The sequence below is a fragment of the Methylobacterium fujisawaense genome (assembly GCF_014138435.1).
GTDB classification, from domain to species: domain Bacteria; phylum Pseudomonadota; class Alphaproteobacteria; order Rhizobiales; family Beijerinckiaceae; genus Methylobacterium; species Methylobacterium fujisawaense.
Genome location: NZ_JACJIM010000002.1, coordinates 787,338 through 804,902 on the forward strand (window position 1 = coordinate 787,338; position 17,565 = coordinate 804,902).

General features: G+C 70.0%; 16 protein-coding genes. 11 read left to right on the forward strand and 5 right to left on the reverse strand.

From position 1 onward, the window contains the following. The first annotated feature begins 106 nt into the window (after window positions 1-106). The 5 genes from solA (at window position 107) to GGQ91_RS08515 (ending at window position 4,603) form a co-directional block, all read left to right on the forward strand. Entirely contained in the window at window positions 107-1,270 is a 1,164-nt protein-coding gene (gene solA, locus GGQ91_RS08495; RefSeq protein ID WP_043348811.1) for an N-methyl-L-tryptophan oxidase, read from the forward strand. A gap of 71 nt (window positions 1,271-1,341) precedes the next feature. Then, window positions 1,342-2,184 carry a transporter substrate-binding domain-containing protein gene (locus GGQ91_RS08500; RefSeq protein WP_043348808.1) on the forward strand — a complete coding sequence of 281 codons (843 nt, stop codon included), beginning with the start codon at window positions 1,342-1,344 and terminating at the stop codon, window positions 2,182-2,184. A 37-nt stretch (window positions 2,185-2,221) separates the two neighbouring features. Beyond that, window positions 2,222-2,971, forward strand: a complete 750-nt coding sequence (locus GGQ91_RS08505; RefSeq protein WP_179696997.1) for an amino acid ABC transporter permease — start codon at window positions 2,222-2,224, stop codon at window positions 2,969-2,971. Then, entirely contained in the window at window positions 2,968-3,819 is an 852-nt protein-coding gene (locus GGQ91_RS08510) for an amino acid ABC transporter permease (RefSeq protein ID WP_043348801.1), read from the forward strand. Before GGQ91_RS08505 ends, GGQ91_RS08510 begins: the two co-directional genes overlap by 4 nt. A 4-nt stretch (window positions 3,820-3,823) precedes the next feature. Next, window positions 3,824-4,603, forward strand: a complete 780-nt coding sequence (locus GGQ91_RS08515; RefSeq protein WP_210281166.1) for an amino acid ABC transporter ATP-binding protein — start codon at window positions 3,824-3,826, stop codon at window positions 4,601-4,603. Between the two features lie 27 nt (window positions 4,604-4,630). On the opposite strand, the gene GGQ91_RS08520 is transcribed toward GGQ91_RS08515, so the two are convergent. The 4 genes from GGQ91_RS08520 to GGQ91_RS08535 are packed head-to-tail and all read right to left on the reverse strand — an operon-like array spanning window position 4,631 to window position 10,066. Then, complete coding sequence (locus GGQ91_RS08520; RefSeq protein WP_182591758.1) at window positions 4,631-5,521, reverse strand: polysaccharide deacetylase family protein; 891 nt, start codon at window positions 5,519-5,521, stop codon at window positions 4,631-4,633. Window positions 5,522-5,533: 12 nt separating this feature from the next. Next, window positions 5,534-8,002 (reverse strand): branched-chain amino acid ABC transporter ATP-binding protein/permease, encoded by a 2,469-nt coding sequence (locus GGQ91_RS08525; RefSeq protein ID WP_182591759.1) that lies wholly within the window; start codon window positions 8,000-8,002, stop codon window positions 5,534-5,536. A 4-nt stretch (window positions 8,003-8,006) separates the two neighbouring features. Further along, window positions 8,007-8,876 carry a branched-chain amino acid ABC transporter permease gene (locus GGQ91_RS08530; protein ID WP_182591760.1) on the reverse strand — a complete coding sequence of 290 codons (870 nt, stop codon included), beginning with the start codon at window positions 8,874-8,876 and terminating at the stop codon, window positions 8,007-8,009. Window positions 8,877-8,884: 8 nt separating this feature from the next. Continuing rightward, a complete protein-coding gene (locus GGQ91_RS08535) occupies window positions 8,885-10,066 on the reverse strand; it encodes an ABC transporter substrate-binding protein (RefSeq protein WP_182591761.1) in 1,182 nt (393 codons plus the stop codon). A gap of 197 nt (window positions 10,067-10,263) precedes the next feature. Here GGQ91_RS08535 and GGQ91_RS08540 point away from each other — a divergent pair, with 197 nt between their 5' ends. Further along, window positions 10,264-10,680 carry a nuclear transport factor 2 family protein gene (locus GGQ91_RS08540; protein WP_043389197.1) on the forward strand — a complete coding sequence of 139 codons (417 nt, stop codon included), beginning with the start codon at window positions 10,264-10,266 and terminating at the stop codon, window positions 10,678-10,680. Between the two features lie 10 nt (window positions 10,681-10,690). On the opposite strand, the gene GGQ91_RS08545 is transcribed toward GGQ91_RS08540, so the two are convergent. Continuing rightward, entirely contained in the window at window positions 10,691-11,392 is a 702-nt protein-coding gene (locus GGQ91_RS08545; protein WP_053611267.1) for a GntR family transcriptional regulator, read from the reverse strand. A 707-nt stretch (window positions 11,393-12,099) separates the two neighbouring features. On the opposite strand from GGQ91_RS08545, the gene GGQ91_RS08550 reads away from it, so the two are divergent. From GGQ91_RS08550 to GGQ91_RS08570, 5 genes are all read left to right on the forward strand, one after another. Beyond that, window positions 12,100-12,414 carry a hypothetical protein gene (locus tag GGQ91_RS08550; protein ID WP_182591762.1) on the forward strand — a complete coding sequence of 105 codons (315 nt, stop codon included), beginning with the start codon at window positions 12,100-12,102 and terminating at the stop codon, window positions 12,412-12,414. A 586-nt stretch (window positions 12,415-13,000) separates the two neighbouring features. After that, window positions 13,001-13,867: an outer membrane protein gene (locus GGQ91_RS08555; RefSeq protein WP_043758726.1), complete on the forward strand. Its 867-nt coding sequence runs from the start codon at window positions 13,001-13,003 to the stop codon at window positions 13,865-13,867. 504 nt (window positions 13,868-14,371) lie between these two features. Further along, complete coding sequence (locus tag GGQ91_RS08560) at window positions 14,372-15,265, forward strand: LysR family transcriptional regulator (protein WP_182591763.1); 894 nt, start codon at window positions 14,372-14,374, stop codon at window positions 15,263-15,265. A gap of 159 nt (window positions 15,266-15,424) precedes the next feature. Further along, the gene (locus GGQ91_RS08565; RefSeq protein ID WP_403091077.1) at window positions 15,425-16,246 is read left to right on the forward strand and encodes a putative hydro-lyase; all 822 of its coding nucleotides are present in this window, start codon (window positions 15,425-15,427) and stop codon (window positions 16,244-16,246) included. A gap of 43 nt (window positions 16,247-16,289) precedes the next feature. Next, window positions 16,290-17,561 (forward strand): MFS transporter, encoded by a 1,272-nt coding sequence (locus tag GGQ91_RS08570; protein WP_182591764.1) that lies wholly within the window; start codon window positions 16,290-16,292, stop codon window positions 17,559-17,561. The last annotated feature ends 4 nt before the right edge of the window (window positions 17,562-17,565 follow it).

The window sequence follows — 17,565 nt, forward strand, 5'->3', positions numbered from 1 at the left end:
CTTCCCGTGCCGCGCGAGACCGCCTCCGGATGCCTCGACCTGCCGACTTGCCCCCGTTCCGCGCTGCGGCGGCGTCCCGTCCCGGCAGCCTCCAGGAGTGCCGGCCGTGAGCCGCCGCTACGACGTCGCCGTTCTGGGACTCGGCGCGATGGGCAGCGCCGCGCTCTACCAGCTGGCGAAGCGGGGCGCCGCGGTCATCGGGCTCGACCGCTTCGCGCCGCCCCACGCGCTCGGGTCCAGCCACGGCGAGACGCGGATCACCCGGCAGGCGGTCGGTGAGGGCGCCGACTACGTTCCCTTCGTCACCGCCTCGCACCGCATCTGGCGCGAGCTGGAGGCCGAGACCGGCGAGACCCTGCTGAACGCCTGCGGCGCCCTCGTCATGGCACCCGGCCACGGCACTTCGTCCCATCACGGGAAGCCGGATTTCGTCGGACGCTCGATCAGCGCGGCACAGGGGGCCGGCATCGCCCACGAGGTGCTCGACGGTGCGGCGGTGGCGCGCCGATTCCCGCAATTCCTCAACCTCGCGGGCGACGAGAAGGCTTATTACGAGCCGGGCGGTGGCTACGTGTTCCCGGAGCGCTGCCTCGCGGCGCAGCTCGGCCGCGCGGGGGCCGCGGGGGCCGAGATCCGCACGAACTGCGCGGTGGTCGGGCTGCAGCAGGACGGGAACGGCGTCCGTATCGACACCGCGGAGGGGACCATCCTGGCCGACCGCGCCGTCGTGGCTGCGGGCGCCTGGACGGCCCCGCTGCTCGGGAGCCCATTCGACCGGCTCCTGACCGTCCGCCGTCAGCTCCTGCACTGGTACGCGCTGGCGGACGAGACCGCCTACGGGCCGCATTCGCCGGTCTTCATCTGGATGTACGGGACGGGCGACACCGAATACCTCTACGGCTTCCCGCCGCTCGACGGGTCCATCAAAGTCGCAACGGAGCAGTACGACACCACTACCAGTGCAGACGGGGTGGAGCGCCGCGTCGACTTGTCCGAATCCGCCGAGATGTACCGGCTGCGCGTCGCGAACCGTCTGGCCGGCGCGACCCCGGAGGTCGTCCAGGCCGCGGCCTGCGTCTACACGGTGACCCCCGACCGCGGCTTCATCATCGACCGGCATCCCGCGATGGACCGGGTCACGGTGGTCTCCGCCTGTTCGGGGCACGGCTTCAAGCACTCGGCCGGCATCGGCGAGGCCGTCGCGGCAGAACTGGCCGGGACCGGCGGCACAGTCGATCTCACGCCCTTCGCCTTGGCACGTTTCAGTTGATGCGCCGGCTAATGGCTCGTGGATTGCTAGAAACCATGCCAAGATCGGTTGACCCGAGCAGGAAAGATCCGATGCGCCTCACGATCCGCACCCTTCTGACGACCGGTGCGCTGGCCGCGCTCGCGGCGTTCTCGGCCGTCGCGCTGCCCGGCCGGGCCACGGCCGCCGACGGCGTCGACGCGATCAAGAAGCGCGGGACGCTGATCGTCGGCGTGAAGGCGGATTACAAGCCGTTCGGCTTCCGCGACCCGAGTGGGACGATTATCGGCCTCGAGCCCGACCTTGCCGCCGACCTCGCCAAGCGCCTGGGCGTGAAGCTCGAACTCGTGCCGGTCGTCTCGGCCAACCGGATCGAGTTCCTGCAGCAGGGCAAGGTCGATCTGCTGATCGCCACCCTCTCGGACAAGCCGGAGCGCCGCCGCGTCGTCCAGGCGATCGACCCGAACTACTATTCCGACTTCGTCAACGTCCTGCTGCCCAAGTCGTCCGGCATCACCGACTGGGCGCAGCTCAAGGGTAAGCCGGTCTGCGCCACCTCGGGGGCTTGGTACAACAAGGACGTCGCGCGGACCTACGGGGCGGAGATCGTCGCCTTCGACGGATCCGAGAAGCCGCTCTTCGCGCTCAAGCAGGGCAACTGCATCGGCTACGTTTACGACCAGAGCATGCTGCAGGGTAAGCTGCTCGACGACGACTGGAAGGCTAACTACGCGCTGCCGCTCAAGGGCATCCTCGACGCCCCGTGGATGATGGCGGTGGCGCAGGGCAACACCACGCTCCAGGCCGCGGTCGAGGACGCCACCAAGGACTGGATGAAGACCGGCTTCATCGTCAACGAGGAGAAGAAGTGGGGCATCGAGCCGACCGCTTACTCGAAGGCGATGTACGAGAAGTACAAGAACGCGACCAACTGATGCGCGCCTGCACGACGAAGCCGGGCGTTCACCCGCGATGATCGCCACGATCCAGGCGTGGTTCCAGCAGCTCTACGAGACCACGGGCTTCAACTTCACAATCTTCTACGATCCCTACGACTGGGACCGGTACGTGGCCGGCCTGCGGATGACGCTAATCCTCGGGATCAGCACCATCCTGGCGAGCCTCGTCATCGGCGCCGTCGGGGCGCTCCTGCAGAGCGGGCCGTCGCGCGTCCTGCGGGCGCTGGTCAACGGCTTCGTGGTGGTGTTCCGCAACACGCCGCCGCTCGTGCAGATCTTCTTCTTCTACTTCGGCCTCGGGACGCTGCTCCCGGACATCCGCTCGGCCGACGGCCTGCGCGCGCCGATCCTCAACAACGTCCAGTGGGCGATCATCTCGCTGTCGCTGTTCGCGGGCGCGTTCAACGTTGAGATCTTCCGCTCCGGCATCGAGGCCGTGCCCCGGACCACGGTCGAGGCCGCCGAGGCCCTGGGCTATACCCGCTTCAAGGCCTACCGGTACGTCGTCCTGCCGCTGGCCCTGCGCGTGTGCCTGCCGGCCCTGAACAACAACCTCATCAACCTCCTGAAGACCACCACGTTGGCCTACGCCATCGCGGTCCCGGAGACCCTGTACGCGGTCAAGCAGATCTGGTCCGAGTCGCAGAACGTCCTGGAGATGATGCTGGTGCTGCTGGCGACCTACGCGGTCCTCGTCGGCGTGCTCGTCTGGATCATGCACCGCTGGGAGCGCGCCCTGCGCATCCCGGGATACGGCCGATGAGCGCCCCAGATTCGCAGGGCCGGCGACCGGGGGACCTGCCGGTCCTCCTGCCGTTCGCGCTCCCAAAGGACCGCGCAGCGTCGCGCCTGCGCCCGGCCCATCTCCGGCTGCTCGCCGGGCTCGCCGTCGTCGCCGTCCCGGCCTGGGCGCAGGGCGGGGCCGCCGCGCTGTCGCCGCTGGAGGTCGTGATCAAGTGGGCGCCGCTCCTGCTCACGGGCTTCGCCTTTAACGTGGCGATCTCGCTGATGGCGATGGCGATCGGCACGGTGGCGGGCATCGGGCTCGGGCTGGCCATGCTGGCGGAGGGGCGGATCCTGCCCCGCCTCGCGTGGTGCGCCACGCAGGTGTTCCGCAACGTGCCCTGGCTGGTGCTGCTGTTCTTCGTGATGTTCCTCGTGCCGTTCCAGATCACGGTGTTCGGCCTCCGCGTGCCGCTGCCCGACTGGGTGAAGGCGACCTTCGGCTTCAGCCTGCCGGTCATGGCCAACGTCGCCGAGATCGTCCGCGGCGCGGTGCGCTCGGTGCCGAACACCCAGTGGGAGGCCGCCGAATCCCTGGCCTTCACCCGGCGGCAGACGATGTGGCGCATCATCCTGCCCCAGTGCGCAAAGCGGATGCTGCCGCCCTGGATGAACGTCTATTCGCTGATCGCGATGGCGACGGTGCAGGCGTCGATCGTCGGCGTCACCGAGATGCTGACGCTGACCGCACAGGTGCACGCCGCCGAGGGCGGCCGCCCCGAGCTGTTCGCCCCGCTCTACGGCTTCGCCCTGCTCTGCTTCTTCCTCTACTGCTACCCGATCGACCGGTTCACCGCCGCCCTGGAACGCCGCTTCGAGACCCGTTGAAACCATGACGCGCGCGCCCCTGGCCGAAACCCCGTCCCCGAATTGGACGCCCGATCAGCCGATCGTCCGCATCGCCGACGTGCACAAGTCCTTCGGGACGTTCGAGGTGCTGAAGGGGATCAGCTTCGACGTCCGCAAGGGCGAGGTCGTCTGCATCATCGGCCCCTCGGGCTCGGGCAAGTCGACGCTGATCCGCTGCATCAACGCGCTGGTGCCGGTCACCGCGGGCTCGATCGAGGTCGAGGGGATCGACGTCACCGATCCGCGGCTCGACAAGCTGGCGCTGCGCCGCAAGGTCGGCATGGTGTTCCAGCAATACAACCTGTTCCCGCACAAGACCGCGCTGCAGAACGTGATGATGGCTCCCATCCACGTCCTTGGTCAGGAGAAGCGCGAGGTCGAGGCGCGGGCGCGGGCGCTCCTCGCCAAGGTCCGGCTGGCCGGCAAGGAGAACGCCTATCCCGGCGAGCTGTCCGGCGGCCAGCAGCAGCGCGTGGCCATCGCCCGCTCGCTGGCGATGCGGCCGGACGTGATGCTGTTCGACGAGGTCACCGCCGCCCTCGATCCGGAGACGGTCAAAGAGGTGCTGGTGACGATCCGGGAACTCGCCGAGGAGGGCATGACCTGCATGCTCGTCACGCACGAGATGAACTTCGCCCGCGACGTCGCCGACCACATCTACTTCACCGACCGCGGCGTCATCGTCGAGCACGGCCCGCCCGCGACCTTCTTCGCCTCCGCCCAGGACGAGCGCACGCGCCGGTTCCTTTCGCAGGTGCTCTGAGGCCCTCCGGTCCGGACTGGGACCGCGTCAGCGCGGCCCGGCCTCCTGCGCGACGATGTGGTCGGCGATCGCCCCGGCGGTGGTGAGCCAGATGTCGCCGCGGTGGTCGGCGATGTGCTGGAGCGCCCGCCGCAGGGGCCGCAGCCGGTGCGGTCGTCCGACGATGTAGGGGTGGAGCGCGATGCCCATGACGAGGGGCGCACGCCGGGACTGCTCCAACATCTCGTCGAAGGCGTCGACGATGGCGTCCGCGAACTGGCGACCCGTCTCCTTGCGGGCGACGATGGCGGGGATGTCGTTGAGTTCCTGCGGGTACGGCACCGTCAGGATCCGGCCGCCGTTGCGGGTCGCGAACCACGTAGGCTGGTCGTCGTGGTCCCAGTCCAGCAGGTAGCGGTAGCCTGCCTCGGCGAGCAGGTCGGGCGTCACCCGCGACTGCGAGATCCAGGGGCTGAGCCAGCCGGAAGGCGGGCGGCCTTCCTGCGCGGCGATCACCGCCGTCGTCTCGGCGATCAGGGTCCGCTCGGCGGCCTCGTCGAGGGTGCCCTGCCGCTCCGCGTTGGTCCGCCCGTGGCCGACGATCTCGTCGCCGCGGGCGCGGAACGCCTCGATCAGCCCGGGGCAGTCCCGGTAGAGGTTGCTGTTGACCAGCACGCTCGCGGGCATCGCCAGGGCGTCCAGCATCTCGGCGATCCGCCACGCGCCGACCCGGTTGCCCCAGTCGCGCCACGCGTAGTTGAGCACGTCCGGCTGCGGGCCGCCCGGCGCCAGCTCGGCGCCCAGGCCCTCGCCGAACGCGAAGGTCTCCAGGTTCAGCCCGACATAGACGGCGAGGCGCTTACCCTCGGGCCAGTCGTAGACCGGCCGGTCCGGGAGCGCGCTGTAGCTGTAGCGGCCGTGGCCCGCATTCGTGTCCATGTGGAGACCCTGTTACGCCGCACCGAGATAGGCCGCTTCCAGCCCCTTGTCCGCCGACAGCGCCGCGGCGGTTCCGCGCGCGACCACCCGGCCCTGCTCCAGCACGTAGCCGCGGTCGGCGACCGTGAGGGCGAGCGCGGCCATCTGGTCGACGATCAGGATGGTGACGCCCTCGTCGCGCAGTTCGGCCACGGTGGCGTAGAGGGCGTTGATCATCGCCGGGGCGAGGCCCAGCGACGGCTCGTCCAGGAGCAGGATGCGCGGATGCGCCATCAACCCGCGGGCGATGGCCAGCATCTGCTGCTCGCCGCCGGAGAGCAGGCCCGCCCGGCTCGCCGCCCGGTCCCGCAGCCGCGGGAACCGGTCGAGCAGGCGCTCGACCTCGGCCGGGTCGATCGGCGTCCCGCGTCCGAAGGCGCCGAGGCGGATGTTCTCGACGACGCTGAGCTCCGGGAAGACCTGTCGGCCCTCCGGCACCAGGACGAGGCCGCTGCGGGCGATCCGGTGCGCGGGCAGCGCCTCGACGCGCCGGTCGTCGAACACGATCGATCCCGCCACCGGGCGCAGCAGTCCCGCCAGAGCCCGCATGGCCGTGGACTTACCGGCGCCGTTGGCGCCCAGCAGGGCGACGGTCTCGCCCGGCCGCACGTCGAGATGGATGCCCTCGAGGACGGGCGCGGCGCCGTAGCCGGCCGTCAGGTCGAGGACGGAGAGGACGGCATCCGCCGACCCCTGCCACGGCGTGCTTCGCGGCCGGGCGGGCGTGTCGGCGCCGCCGAGATAGGCGCGCAGGACGGCCGGGTCGCGCCGGATCTCGGCGGGCGTGCCGCGTGCGATCGGGCGCCCGGCATCCATGACGAGGATGTGGTCGGAGATGCCCATCACCAGCGGCATGTCGTGCTCGACCAGGACGACCGCGACGCCGCTGTCGGCGATCCGGCGGATCAGGCCGGCCAGCCGGTCGGTGTCGGCCCGCGACAGGCCGGCGGCGGGCTCGTCGAGAAGCAGCACCGTGGGGCCGCCGGCGAGCGCCCGGGCGATCTCCACGAGCCGCCGGTCGACATGGGGCAATTCGGCGGCCAAGCGGTCGAGGGCGCCCCGGTAGCCGACGAACGCGAGGAGCGACGCGGCCGTCGCGCGGTCCTGCGCCTGCGCGCGGCGCCACAGCCGGCCCGGCGCGAAGCCGAGGGCGACGTTGTCGACCACCGGGAGCGAGCCGAACAGGCGCGTGGTCTGGTAGGTGCGCGCGATGCCGGCGCGGGCGACGACGTGCGCCGGCCGGCCGGCGAGGTCGCGTCCGCCCAGGCGGATCGCCCCGGCGGTCGGGCGGTAGAAGCCCGAGATCATGTTCAGCACGGTGGTCTTGCCGGCCCCGTTCGGGCCGATCACGCTGGTGACCGCCGCCGGCTGGGCGGTGAGGTCGACCCCCTCCGCAGCCGTGATGCCGCCGAAACGGATGCCGATGCCCTCGAGGACCAGGGGATCGCGCGCCGTCGTGCCGGCCAGCGACACCTCTTCGCTGTCCCCGGCGGCCGGCGCGGCGCGGCCGCGGGGCAGCAGCCGGGCTAGGCTGCCGACCAGCCCCGAGGGCACCAGCCAGAGCACCGCGAGGGTCGCGACCCCGAAGAACAGCAGGCGGTACTCGGCGAGGCCGGACAGCGCCTCCGGCAGCAGCACGGTGACGAGCGCCCCGAGGAGCGGGCCGAGCACCGTGCCGGCACCGCCGACGATCACCGACAGGACGAACAGGATCGACTGCGAGAACGGGAACGAGCTCGGCGCGATGAACAGCATCAGCGGCGGCAGGACAGCCCCCGCGAGGCCGGTCAGGGCCGCGGAGATCGCGAAGGCCAGGGCCTTCACCCGGACCGGATCGAAGCCCAGCGCCGCGGCCGCGACGTCGGCGTCGCGCACGGCGCGCATCGCCCGGCCGAGGCGGCTGCGGGCGAGGAGGTCGAACCCGGCGAGGCTCGCGCCGGCCGCGAGCACCGCCAGCACCGCGAGGCCGGCCGGCGAGAGCGGCTCACCGAGGAGGCTCGGCGCATCGGTCACGACGAGGCCGTTCTGGCCGCCGGTCAGCTCGCCGCCCTCGATCAGGCCGTGCTCGACAATGAAGCCGAAGGCGATCGTCAGCATGGCGAGGTAGGGGCCCTTCACCCGCATCGCAGGCACCGCCACGAGGCCGCCGACGAGCGCCGCGATCAGCGCCGCCGCCGGGAGTGCCAGCCAGAAACTGACGCCGTGGAGCGTCAGGATCGCGCTCGCGTAGGCGCCGATCGCGTAGAAGCCGGCATGGCCGAACGAGATCAGCCCGGTCAGGCCGAGGAGCACGTTGAGGCCGACCCCCGCCACCGTCGTCAGCGCCACGAGGGCGATCACGAAGTGGCTGTAGCCCGCGGTCAGCGCGACGAGGCCGAGCGCGGCGGCGGTGAGGCCGGCGATGCCGAGCCGCATCGCCGGAGCCGAGCGCAGGTACGGCATCGCGTCAGACCTTGTTGACCGCGGCGCGGCCGAGCAGGCCGTCGGGGCGCAGGGTGAGGGCCAGGATGATCACCGAGAACACCACGAGCTGCGTGTAGGTCGAGCCGAGGGTCGCGGTGACGCCGGCCTCGACGAGGCCGTAGAGCAGCCCCGCCAGGATCACCCCGGTGGCGGAGCCGATGCCGCCGAGGATCGCCACCGCGAAGGCCTTGATGCCGAACAGCGTGCCGAGTTCGGCCGAGACCGAGAAGAGCGGCGCGATCAGGAGGCCCGCGATGCCGGCCAGCACCGCCGAGAGCGCGAAGGCGCAGGCCACGGTGCGGCGCACGTCGATGCCCATCAGGCGGGCGGCGTCGGCGTTCTGCGCCACGGCGAGGAGGACGCGGCCGAGATCGGTCCGGCGGAACACCGTGCGGATCGCGAAGGCGAGCGCGATCCCGACCACCGGGATCACGAGCTGCAGCGGGTAGATGCCGGTCCCGAGGATCTCAACGGGCTTCGTCGCCAGCGGCGAGGGCAGGCTGCGCGGCTCCTTGCCGAAGGTGAACAGCACGGTGTTGTCGAGGACGATGCCGCCCGCCACCGTCGCCAGGAGCCACGCGTCCGAGCCGCGGGCCACGAACGGGCGGACCAGCGCCCGCTCGACCACGAGGCCGAACAGGGCGCAGCCGGCAAGCGCCAGGACGATCGCGGCCGGCATCGGCCAGCCGAGGGTGACGCCCAGCGTATAGGCCAGGACCGCGCCCAGGGTGACGACGCTGCCCTGCGCGAAGTTCACGGTCCCCGACACCGCGTAGGTCACGTGGAAGCCCAGGGCCACGAGCCCGTACATGCTGCCGAGGCCGAGGCCGCTGACGAGGATGGAGGTCAGCATCGCGGGGCTCAGTTGGTCACCGCGACGATCTCACCGTCCTTGAAGCGGGTGAACACGTAGTCGTTCGGGCCGAGTGCGTCGTGCTGGCCGGGGGCGAAGGGCTTGTCGTAGGTTTTGATCAGGCCCGGATAGGTGCCGATCTTGTAGAAGCCGTCGCGGACCTTCGGGCCCTCGGTGGAACCCGCGGCCTGGATGGCGAGCGCCAGCAGGTGCGTGGCGTCGTAGGCGTTGGCGATGCCGACGGCGGGGGTGACGTCGGCCATCGACTTGATCGCCGGGTACTTGGCCTTGAGCGCGTCCAGCACCGTGTTCGCCTTCGGCGACGTGTTGCCCGCGAAGGTGAAGGTCTGGATGAAGTGGACCTTGGCGGCGCTCGGGCCGGCGAGCTCGTCGAAGCGGCCGCCCGCCGGCCCCCAATGCGAGACGACCGGCACCGACCAGCCCATCCGGTCGAGGGACTTCACCACCTGGGCCGAGGGACCGACATTGCCGACAAGGAACAGCGCGTCGGCCCCGGCCTCCTTCAGCCTGGACAGCTGGGGCACCATGTCGACGTCGTTGGCTTCGTACTTCTCGATGCCCGCCGCCGGGAGGTTGGCCGCCTGCAGGGCGTCCTTGAGGCCCTTCTGGTTCGACTCGCCCCAGGCGTTGTTGACGAGGATCATCCCGGGCTTCTTCGCCCCGTAGGTCTTCACCGCGTAGGCGACCAGCGCCTCGTCGACGAGGGCATCGACCGCCGAGACCCGGAAGGCGTAATTGTCGGCGGCACCGTTGCGGGTGATGCCGGTGCCGGCCGCCCAGGGGCCGATGAACGGCACCTTCATCTGGTTGGCGATGGGCACGATCGCCATCGAGACCGGCGTGTCGAGGCCGCCGACCACCGCGACGACGCCGACCCGCTGGATCAGCTCGCGGGTCGCCAGCACGCCCTTGGACGGGTTGGCCTCGTCGTCGCGGGCCACCAGCTCGAGCGGACGCCCGAGGACGCCGCCCTTGGCGTTGATCTCGTCGATGGCAAGCCCGATCCCGCGGGAGATCGCCTCGCCGGATTTCGCGGACTGGCCGCTCAGGGCCGTCACGAGGCCGATCTTGACGGTGTCGGCCGCCTGCGCGGTCGAGACCGCAAGGCCGAGCAGCGCGCTCGTCGTCACCGCGAAGCGGCGCAGGGTCGGGGGCAGGAAGGAGGCCATGGCGTGTCTCCGAGGGCGGGTCGCCCCAGAAGACCGCAACCTCCATGCCAGCGAGATTCCGGTGCTCGGCCGCTCCCGGCGCCGCGTGCGTGCACCCTCGGAGGCATATTGTGCTCAATCACGTGTCAAAGTGCATACACTTCCTGCATGCACGGACCGGCCTTTTGCGGCACGTTAGGGCCGACAGGAGGCCTGCCATGACCGATGTGACCCACAGCGCGGCGACCGCGCGCGACGCCGCCAACGTCACCGCCTATCTCGAGGCCTCGATGGTCCCGGATCCCGAGACGGCCGCCCGCTACATGGCGCCGGGCACCCGGATCGTGTTCACCGGCGCGCGGGTCTTCAACCATCCGTCCGAGGTCACGGCCTTCAATGCCGGGCGCTACGCCTGGGTGAAGAAGCGGATGGAGCGGCTGGACGTGGTCCCGGGCGACGGCGTCACGACGGTCTACAGCCTCGGGACGCTCTACGGCGCCTGGCCGGACGGCACGCCCTTCGAGGGCAACCGCTACGTCGACCGCTTCACCGTGCGCGACGGCCTGATCGTCGGGATGGAGGTCTGGAACGACAGCGCAGAGCGTCTGCTGACGAAGCACGGCCTCACGGCCTGACGCCGAAGGCTCAGGCTCCGCCGCCCGCGACGTAGGGCGCCAACAGGCGTCCGAGATCGCGCTCGCGCGGGGTCGGGGGCACGATGCGCGCCCGCTCGGCGACCGCATCAAGGTGGTGGTCCATGAGCGCGGCGGCGCGTTCGGCATCACCCGCGACCAGGGCGGCGACGATGTCGCGGTGCTCGCTCACGGCGCAGTCCGAGGAATGCGGCCGGCTGTAGAGGGACAGGATCAGGGCGCAGCGATAGCCGAGTTCGGCGACATACCGGGTCAGCACGGCGCTGCCGGTCATCTCGGCGAGCATCAGATGGAATTCGGTCGCGAGCCGGATCGAGAGCGCCTCGGGCCCGCCCCGGGCGGCCTCCTCGCGGGCGATCTGATCCAGCAGAACCTGACGCTGCTCGGGGCTGAGCTGTCCGGCGAGGCGGCGCACCACGAGCCGCTCCAGGCCGAGACGCACGTCGAAGGTGTCACGCGCCTCCTCCCAACTCGGCGTCGCCACGACGGCGATGCGATTGCGGCGGAGGTCGACCAGGCCTTCCCCGGCCAGCCGCAACAGGGCCTGCCGGGCGATGGTGCGGCTCACGCCGAACCGTTCGCCTAGGGCATCCTCGGGCAGGCGGTCACCGGGGGCCAGCGCCCGTTCCACGATGGCCCGGCGCAGGGCTTGGCAGATGGCGCCCACGCGATCGCCTTCGTCGGCCGCCTTCATCGATGCCGTCCGCGGCCGATCGCCGATACCTCTGCGCATTGGTGCGTCATGGTCCATTCTCGGTCGCGAGACGCTTCGATGCGTTCGAAGACGTATCGCGGCAGGGTCTTTGCCGATGGAGACCTTCAGGTGCAACGGTCACGCCAGCGCCACCGGATCGGTGGCAGCGGAACCGCGGTGGGCTGCGCCGAAAGCCGAGGGGATCCGGGCAGAACGGGGCGTCCGGCGCTCAGGTCCGATCCCGCAGGCGGCGCCCGCCCGCCGGCGGCCCGGATCGAGCCGCGAACGATCACGGAGCGGCAGGGGCGAGCCGCCGGCGGGCGGGTCGACGGCGAAGCCCGGGGCGTTCCGATTCGTCCCCGGATATGCCCCCTCGGCACGCGCCATGTTCGACGAGCCTGACCGCCCATCGAGGTCCGCGCAACGACAGTCCGCGTCGCAACCGGCGAGGAGCCGCGGGAATGCCACTCGGAGGCCCGAACATTGTCTGGAAGTCATCCGTCATCGGTCCAACCGTCCCGGTGCAACCCGTGCGATCGGTCACACGATCGCGATAGATCGACCCGGCCGAAACTTTCTTCGACATAAATTTCTATTTCAGGCCCGGTCCTTTGCGTCCCTGTAATTTGATAACGGCCGATTTGTGCAGACGACGCCATAGCCGATATTTGGACCGTATCTCAAGGATCTCCGCAGAAACTTACGACGTGAAGGTCGCGGCGACGTCGGTTTCGCCGATTCAGCTCAGCCATTTAACCTGTGCGCAGATCCGCGAAGAGGCGGGACGGGTCTCCGCGCGGGCGGCACAGGCGGTTGGGCCGCAGGATGAAAAGCGCCGCAGCGACCAAGTCGCCACGACAGTCGGTGCGGTCATCGTCCTGCCGGCCCTTCTCTTGATCGATGGCGACAACCATCAGACCGCCGACCTCACGTGCCGCAAGGGAGCGGTGAAGGCATTGGAGCAGGCCTCTGTCGAGAAGAGATGCGGTTTGGACTTCGAACCGCAGCCCCCGCGCCGGTAAGTCGACCCCGGCGCATCGTCATCGCGGGGCGCCCACCTCTATCCCAGCGCTTCGGAGACCGCAGGACAGGGTCGAGGCGCCGCCGGCCGGCGATCGGCCGCATCCGCGGCCCGCGACGCCGCCACGAGATCCGATCCCGAAAGCTGCAATCGCAAAGTGGCCGTACCGTATCGATCAGCTTTCGATCCGTCCGCGTACGTCGAGACGTACGCCAGGGGCCGTCGTGCCGGACCGCGGACGGACGGCGTGCGGCTGACCCTGGGCGACACCGGCGACGTGCGTCCGGGCGCCACCGCGCAGGTCTTCGCCAAAAATCTTCGCCGCAGGCCTCCAGGCTGCTTGGTCAGGCACGCCGACCAAACGCAGGCCGGCGCAATCCTGCGCGCCGCGGCTCGGAGGACAACCCGTAGACGACGACAGATCTTCCTGTTCGTCTTTGAGTAACATTTCTGCGGTATAGAACCGTTAAGGATGCCGAGATCGGGACGCGCGCGAATTTCCAAGTGTTGCCGGCGAGCTACATCTTCCCGATCGCGCGCCTGATACGTCGAGATCAGCAGACGCTGCTAACGGAACCAACACGGACATGACCAAGATCCTGGCCTCTCTGGCTGCATTCACCGCTCTCACGGCTGCGGCGTCCGCCGCCGACCTGCCGCGCCGCGCTGCGCCGCCGCCGGTGTTCACGCCGGTGCCGGTGTTCACCTGGACCGGCTTCTACGTCGGTGTGAACGCCGGCTACGGCTTCGACGCCAACAGCCGCAACACCACCAGCTACGCCCTGCCGGGCGGCTCGCTGATCAACTCCCCCGGCACCTCGGGCGTCGTCAGCGTCAACAACCGCAACAACAACGACGGCTTCTCGGGCGGCGCCCAGATCGGCTACAACTATCAGTTCACGCCGGGCTCGGGCGTGGTGATCGGCTTCGAGGCCGACGCCCAGTACGTCGACTTCGCCCGCCGCGCCAACGCCACCCAGAACTACAGCTTCCTGGGCTTCCCCGGCGTCGCCTTCTCCAACCCGCCCGCCTTCGTCGCCACCAGCGGCAACGGCCTCGACTACTTCGGCACCGTCCGCGGCCGCCTCGGCTACGCCTTCGACCGCACCCTCGTGTACGGCACCGGCGGCTTCGCCTACGGCTCCGGCCAGGACGACCAGAACTTCTCCGGCAACCGCTTCCGCGACAGCTTCCGCACCGGCTGGGCCGCCGGCGGCGGCGTCGAGTACGCCCTGCCCACCGACTCCTTCCTGAACTTCTTCCGCTCCTCGGCCGTCACCCTGAAGGTCGAAGGCCTGTACGTCAGCCTCGACCGCCAGAAGAACTCCGCCGGCGGCGTCTTCTACGGCAACCTCCTGCCCCCGAACGGCACAGCCTACCTCAACGGCGCCGCCGCCAAGACCGAGTTCGCCGTCGTCCGCGCCGGCCTGAACTACAAGTTCGGCTCGTACTAAGCCGAGCGTGACTCGAGGGGCCATCGCCCCTCGCGGAGACTTGGCATGGGACTGGTCCTCTGCATGCCGGTCGCCGCGGGATGGCGATGCCCCTCGCTCGACCCTTGCATCCCAGCCCGATCAACCTGGTCGCGAGGTCGACAAAACCCCGGGAGCATTCCGCTCCCGGGGTTTCCGCATGTGTGGGGCCACCCGAAACCGTTGCGCCCACACCTGAGCATTCCCCTCGCGATGTCGGGCTCTTGTCGGTGCTTCTGGAAGGGGTTTCACGAGGCCCTCAGGCTTCGCGCCTGCGCTGATTGGTGCCGCCCGAAGCGCCACGGGAGCGCCAGGCTTTCGGATTTTCCGTCGCCCTGAACCGCGCCCCTGTCATCCGGGCGGGCGGGCGGACCTCGCGGCGGCACGGGGTGATCCCGCGCCGACACGCGACGGCCGACGGCTTGCATGCCAGCGCGCGAGGGCGCGATATGATCGGCCACGACGGCGGAGCGGGACAATCGCGGGATGGCGGATTTCCGCAGCTTGGAGGTGTTTTACTGGGTTGCGAAACTCTCCAGCTTTCGCCGCGCCAGCGAGAAGGTGAATACGACCCAGCCGGCCGTCTCCCAGCGCATCGCGGCCCTGGAGCATGAATACGGCACGCTGTTCGAGCGCCGGAGCCGGGACGTAGCCCTGACGGAGCGGGGGCGTCTCCTCCTGGGTTTCGCGGAGCGGTTCCTGGCTCTGCAGGACGAGATGAGCGCGGCCCTGCACGAGACCGGACGGACGCGGGGCACCCTGCGGCTCGGCGTGTCCGAGACGATCGTCCATCTGTGGCTGTCGCGCTTCATCGAGCGCATGCGCGCCGCCCATCCCGGGATCGGCGTCGACATCACCGTGGACATCTCGCCGAACATGCAGGCCGCCCTCGTCGCCGACGAAATCGATCTGGCACTCCTCGTGGGTCCGATCACCCTGCCGAGCTTCGTCAACCGTACCCTGTTCAGCACCCCGGTCGCGTGGATCGCCGCGCCGGGCCTGCTGCCGGGCGACGCGCCCCTGAGCCTCGGCGCGCTCTTGCACCATCCGCTCATCACCTACCCGCGCAACACCAGCCCCTATGTCGAGCTGCGCGACCTCGTCCTGCAGGAGAACCTCCTGCCGAGCCAGATCCACACCAGCGCCTCGCTCGCCACCATCGTGAAGATGGGCATTGAGGGCCTCGGGATCTGCGTGATCCCGCCGGCGGTGGTCGAGGCCGAGATCCGCGCCGGCACCCTCCGCGTCCTGCCGGCAGAGCCGCTGCTCTCGGAGCTGACCTTCACGGCGATGCACATGAAGCGGCCGGCCCACCATTTCGTGGCGGATGCGGCCCGCCTCGCCCAGGACGTGGCCGAAACCTGGGCCGCCGGCCGATAAGACTGGTTTATCGCGCCTCATTCGCAATCACGATTGGCGTGCCCTGCGGCGCGATGAAATCGTTGCGGCAGGACATGAATCGCTGAAGCGATCGGGATCTTGCGGAATCCGGGCTGCCGACGATGCCGGCCCGGCGCTCGACAACCAGCCAGGGAGATCATCGCGGTGAGCCAGCACCTGGGCGCCGACGGCGCAGCACCTGTCTTCGCCGATGCGGCGGAAGCGCGGCGCGCGATCCGCGCGGGTCGGTTCCGGGGCCACACCTCGGGTCTCGTGCCCGCCCACGCGCAGGGCAACCTGATGATCCTGCCGCGGGCCATGGCGGAGGATTTCCACCGCTTCTGCCAGCAGAACCCGAAGCCCTGCCCGATCCTCGGCGTCTCGCAGCCCGGCGCCCGCACGCTTCCGACGCTCGGCACCGATCTCGACCTCGCCACCGACGTTTCCGGCTATCGCGTCTACGAGGGCGGCGAACTCGTGGCGGAGCTGCCCGACCTGACCGGCGTGTGGCGGAACGACCTCGTCACCTTCGTCCTCGGCTGCTCCTTCTCGTTCGAGGCCGGCCTGATCGCGGCGGGCATCCCGCTCCGCCACGTCGCCCTCGGCCGCAACGTCGCGATGTACCGGACCTCCATCGCCACACGGCCCTCGGGCCCGTTCCACGGCCCCCTGGTGGTCTCCATGCGGCCGATGAAGGCGGCGGACGCCATCAAGGCCGTGCAGGTCACGGCCCGGATGCCGGCGGTCCACGGAGCGCCGGTCCATCTCGGCGACCCGAGCCTGATCGGTATCCGCGACATCGCGCAGCCGGATTTCGGCGATCCGGTCCCGATCGAGCCCGACGAGCTCCCGGTCTTCTGGGCCTGTGGAGTCACTCCCCAGGCGGTGGCGATGGCGGCGCGGCTGCCGCTCTGCATCACCCACGCGCCCGGTCACATGCTGATCACCGACCTCCTCAACCGCGACCTGCCGTTCCTGTGACCCTCCCGGCCGCATGACGGCCTGTCCGCCAAGGAGTTGCGCCATGTGGGTGAAAGACACGAGTCCGGCGGAGCGCCGGGTGCTGGGCGCGGCCTTCGCGGGCTACGGCGTCGATGCGTTCGACTACATGGTCTACACCTTCCTGATCCCGACGCTGGTCGTGGTCTGGGGCCTGACCAAGGTCGAGGCCGGCAACATCGCCACCGCCGCGCTGGTGACCTCGGCCATCGGCGGCTGGGCGGCCGGGATCCTGGCGGACCGCTACGGCCGGGTGGTCATCCTGCAGGGTACCGTCGCGTGGTTCACACTGTTCACGGTGCTCAGCGGCTTCACGCACTCCTACGAGCAACTGCTCGTCACCCGCGCGCTGCAGGGCTTCGGCTTCGGCGGCGAGTGGTCGGTGGGCTCCGTGCTGATCGCCGAGACGATCCAGGCCCGCTATCGAGGCAAGGCGGTGGGCCTCGTCCAGTCGAGCTGGGCGGTCGGCTGGGCCTGCGCGGCGATCGCCTTCTGGGCCGTGTTCGCCCTGGCGGAGCCCGCCGCGGCGTGGCGGATCCTGTTCTGGCTCGGCGCCCTCCCCTCGGTGCTGATCTTCTGGATCCGCCGCAACATCGAGGATCCGGAAGTCTACCGGCAGACGCGCGCCGCCATGCGCGACGTCGGCGATACGGGCAGCTTCCTCGACATCTTCTCCCGGCCGCTGATCGGCCGGACCGTGCTGGCGAGCCTGCTGGCGACCGGCATGCAGGGCGGCTACTACGCGGTGACCACGTGGCTTCCGACCTACCTGAAGACCGAGCGCAACCTCTCGGTCCTGAACACCAGCGGCTACCTGCTGATGCTGATCTTCGGATCGTTCGTCGGGTATTTGACCAGCGCCTGGCTCTCCGACCGCATCGGGCGCCGCCTGGGCTTCATCCTGTTCGGCTTCTGCGCCGGTCTCCTCGTCCTGGCCTACACGCTGATTCCGATCACCGATCCGGTGATGCTGGTCCTCGGCTTCCCCCTCGGCTTCTTCCTCTCCGGCGTCTTCTCCGGGATGGGCGCCTTCCTGAGCGAGCTGTTCCCGAGCCGGATCCGCGGCTCCGCACAGGGCTTCTGCTACAATTTCGGGCGCGCCACGGGCGCGATCTGCCCGGCCGTGGTGGGCCATCTCAGCGGCTCGCTGACACTCGGCATCGCCATCGGCGTCGTGGCGGCGGGCGCCTATTGCCTCGTGATCGTCGCGGCGCTTCTGTTGCCCGAGACGGCGGGCCGCGCGCTCGATTCTTGCAGCGCGGATCCGAGCGAGCCGGAGCCCGTTGCGGCCCTATGAGACC

Bases quoted from the DNA above. Each gene is read 5' to 3' on its own strand.
- GGQ91_RS08515 (WP_210281166.1), top strand. From the start codon at position 3,824: ATGACGCGCGCGCCCCTGGCCGAAACCCCGTCCCCGAATTGGACGCCC.
- GGQ91_RS08555 (WP_043758726.1), top strand. From the start codon at position 13,001: ATGACCAAGATCCTGGCCTCTCTGGCTGCATTCACCGCTCTCACGGCT.
- GGQ91_RS08570 (WP_182591764.1), top strand. From the start codon at position 16,290: ATGTGGGTGAAAGACACGAGTCCGGCGGAGCGCCGGGTGCTGGGCGCG.
- GGQ91_RS08540 (WP_043389197.1), top strand. From the start codon at position 10,264: ATGACCGATGTGACCCACAGCGCGGCGACCGCGCGCGACGCCGCCAAC.
- GGQ91_RS08505 (WP_179696997.1), top strand. From the start codon at position 2,222: ATGATCGCCACGATCCAGGCGTGGTTCCAGCAGCTCTACGAGACCACG.
- GGQ91_RS08535 (WP_182591761.1), bottom strand. From the start codon at position 10,066: ATGGCCTCCTTCCTGCCCCCGACCCTGCGCCGCTTCGCGGTGACGACG.
- GGQ91_RS08525 (WP_182591759.1), bottom strand. From the start codon at position 8,002: ATGCCGTACCTGCGCTCGGCTCCGGCGATGCGGCTCGGCATCGCCGGC.
- GGQ91_RS08530 (WP_182591760.1), bottom strand. From the start codon at position 8,876: ATGCTGACCTCCATCCTCGTCAGCGGCCTCGGCCTCGGCAGCATGTAC.
- GGQ91_RS08545 (WP_053611267.1), bottom strand. From the start codon at position 11,392: ATGAAGGCGGCCGACGAAGGCGATCGCGTGGGCGCCATCTGCCAAGCC.
- GGQ91_RS08510 (WP_043348801.1), top strand. From the start codon at position 2,968: ATGAGCGCCCCAGATTCGCAGGGCCGGCGACCGGGGGACCTGCCGGTC.
- GGQ91_RS08560 (WP_182591763.1), top strand. From the start codon at position 14,372: ATGGCGGATTTCCGCAGCTTGGAGGTGTTTTACTGGGTTGCGAAACTC.
- GGQ91_RS08500 (WP_043348808.1), top strand. From the start codon at position 1,342: ATGCGCCTCACGATCCGCACCCTTCTGACGACCGGTGCGCTGGCCGCG.
- GGQ91_RS08520 (WP_182591758.1), bottom strand. From the start codon at position 5,521: ATGGACACGAATGCGGGCCACGGCCGCTACAGCTACAGCGCGCTCCCG.